This is a genomic window from Kitasatospora sp. NPDC051164 (genome assembly GCF_044455625.1).
Classification (GTDB): Bacteria; Actinomycetota; Actinomycetes; order Streptomycetales; family Streptomycetaceae; genus Kitasatospora.
Genome location: NZ_JBITFB010000112.1, coordinates 1 through 3019, shown reverse-complemented (window position 1 = coordinate 3019; position 3019 = coordinate 1). Strand labels below are relative to the sequence as shown.

The following is a 3019-nucleotide window of genomic DNA, read 5'->3' as shown; positions in this document are numbered from 1 at the left end:
ACGCGGCCGCGAACGTCTTCCTGGACGCCCTCGCCGCCCAGCGCCGGGCCGCCGGACTGCCCGCCACCTCCCTCGCCTGGGGCCTGTGGGCCGACAGCAGCGGCATGGTCGGCAGCCTCGACGCGGTGGACGTCCAGCGCATGAGCCGCGGCGGCATTCACGGCCTCGGCTCCGCCGAGGGCCTCGGGCTGCTCGACGCGGCCACCGCCATCGGCAGCGCCGCCCTCGTCCCGATGCACCTGGACCTGACTGCCCTGCACGCCCAGGCCGCCGCCGGCACCCTGCCCGCCCTCCTGCGGGGCCTGATCCGGGTCCCGACCCGGCGGGTCGCCCGCGCCGGGGCGACGGCCGGCGGCTCCGAGCTGGTCGCCCGACTGCTGGCCCAGCCGGCCGCCGCCGACCGGGAGGAGACTCTCCTCGGCCTGGTCCGCTCCCGCGTCGCCGCCGTGCTCGGCTACGCCGACGGGGGTGCGGTGGAGTCCGCACGGGCGTTCAAGGAGCTGGGCTTCGACTCGCTGACCGCCGTCGAGCTGCGCAACGAGCTCAACGGCGTGACCGGCCTGCGCCTGCCCGCCACCCTCGTCTTCGACTACCCGACGCCGGGCGCCCTCGCCTCCTTCCTGCTCGCCGAACTCCTCGGCGACGACGCGGACGAGCACGCCACCGTGACCGGCGCCGGCGCCGCCCGGCCGTCCTCGGCCGCGAACGACGAGCCGATCGCGATCGTCGGCATGGCCTGCCGCTACCCCGGCGGGGTGGAGTCCCCCGAGGATCTGTGGAGCCTGGTGCTCGGGGCCGGTGACGCGATCTCCGGCTTCCCGACCGGCCGCGGCTGGGACCTCGACGGTCTCTACCACCCCGACCCCGACCACCAGGGCACCACCTACGCCCGCGAGGGCGGCTTCCTGCACGACGCGGGGCTGTTCGACCCGGAGTTCTTCGGGATCTCGCCGCGCGAGGCGTTGGCGATGGACCCGCAGCAGCGGCTGCTGCTGGAGACCTCGTGGGAGGCCGTGGAGCGTGCGGGGATCGACCCGGCGACGCTGCGCGGCAGTCGCACCGGTGTGTTCGCCGGCGTGATGTACCACGACTACGCGACCGGGATCGGAGAACTCCCTGAGGGCGTCGAGGGTTACCTCGGCACCGGTGTCTCGGGCAGCATCGCCTCGGGCCGGGTCGCCTACACCTTCGGTCTGGAGGGCCCGGCGGTCACCGTCGACACCGCCTGCTCGTCCTCGCTGGTCGCGCTGCACTGGGCGATCCAGGCGCTGCGCCAGGGCGAGTGCACGATGGCGCTCGCGGGCGGTGTCACCGTGATGGCGACGCCCGAGACCTTCGTCGACTTCAGCCGCCAGCGCGGCCTGTCGGCCGACGGCCGGTGCAAGGCGTTCTCGGCGGAGGCGGACGGCACCGGTTGGGGCGAGGGCGTCGGCATGCTCCTCGTCGAGCGGCTCTCCGACGCCCGCCGCAACGGGCACCCGGTGCTCGCGGTCGTGCGCGGCAGTGCCGTGAACCAGGACGGTGCGTCGAACGGCCTGACGGCGCCGAACGGTCCCTCCCAGCAGCGGGTGATCCGGCAGGCGTTGGCGAATGCGGGTCTGGCGTCGGATCAGATCGATGCGGTGGAGGCGCACGGGACGGGTACGACCCTGGGTGACCCGATCGAGGCGCAGGCGCTGCTGAACACGTACGGCCGTGAGCGTTCGGCCGAACAGCCGTTGTGGCTGGGTTCGTTGAAGTCGAACATCGGTCACACGCAGGCCGCGGCCGGTGTGGGCGGGATCATCAAGATGGTGATGGCGATGCGGCACGGTGTGCTGCCGCAGACGCTGCACGTGAGTGAGCCGTCGGCGAAGGTCGACTGGTCGGCGGGTGCGGTGGAGCTGCTCACCGAGCGGCGGGCCTGGCCGGAGACCGGGCGCCCGCGTCGCGCGGCGGTGTCGTCCTTCGGTATCAGCGGGACCAACGCCCACACCATCCTCGAGTACGCACCGGCCACGGTCGAGCACCCGACCGCCGGTGACGAGACCCCGGCCGTGCCGATCGTGCTGTCGGCAAGGAATGAGAAGGCCCTCCAGGGCCAGGCCGCGAAGATGGTGGCCCTCCTGAACGAGCGGCCCGGCCTCGGCCTGTCCGACCTGGGCCACTCGCTGGTGGCATCGCGGGCCGTGTTCGAGCACCGGGCGGTGGTGGTGGCGGGCGACCGTGCCGGCGCCGTGGCGGGGCTGGAGGCGCTGGCGACGGACCTGCCGGGGTCGGTCCGGGGTGTGAGTGGTTCGGCGGGGAAGGTGGCGTTCGTCTTCCCGGGTCAGGGTTCGCAGTGGGCCGCGATGGCGGTCGAACTGCTGGAGTCCTCGCCGGTGTTCGCTGCGCGGATGGCGGAGTGCGGGGCGGCGTTGGCGCCGTTCGCGGACGGCTGGTCGCTGCTGGAGGTGGTGCGCGGCGTCGAGGGTGATGGCTGGATGGATCGGGTGGACGTCGTCCAGCCGGTGCTCTGGGCGGTGATGGTCTCCCTCGCCGAAGTGTGGCGCGCGTCCGGTGTGGAGCCGGGCGTGGTGGTCGGTCATTCGCAGGGCGAGATCGCTGCCGCCGTCGTCGCGGGTGCGCTGTCGCTGGAGGACGGCGCCCGGGTGGTGGCGCTGCGCAGCAGGGCGATCGCTGGTGGTCTGGCGGGTCTGGGTGGCATGGTCTCGGTGGCGTTGCCGGTGGAGGAGGTGCGCGAGCGTCTTGGTGACGGCGATCGGGTGTCGGTCGCGGCGGTGAACGGCCCGTCGGCGGTGGTGGTGTCCGGTGAACCGGGCGCTCTGGAGGAGCTGTTGGCCTCGTGCGAGGCGGATGGCATCCGTGCCCGCCGTGTCCCGGTGGACTACGCCTCGCATTCCGCGCAGGTGGAGTCGATCCGTGCCGAGTTGCTGGAGGTCCTCGCGGAGGTCCGTCCGCGGGCGGGCTCGGTGCCGGTGTTCTCGACGGTGACCGGTGAGCTGGTCGACGGCTCCGCCATGGACGCCGAGTACTGGTA

At 73.4% G+C, this 3019-nt stretch carries 1 protein-coding gene; it reads left to right on the top strand.

Annotation, left to right across the window (positions count from 1 at the left end):
• The coding region (locus ACIBEC_RS47690) for a beta-ketoacyl synthase N-terminal-like domain-containing protein (RefSeq protein ID WP_396290909.1) at nucleotides 1-3019 on the top strand (3019 nt) is incomplete at both ends.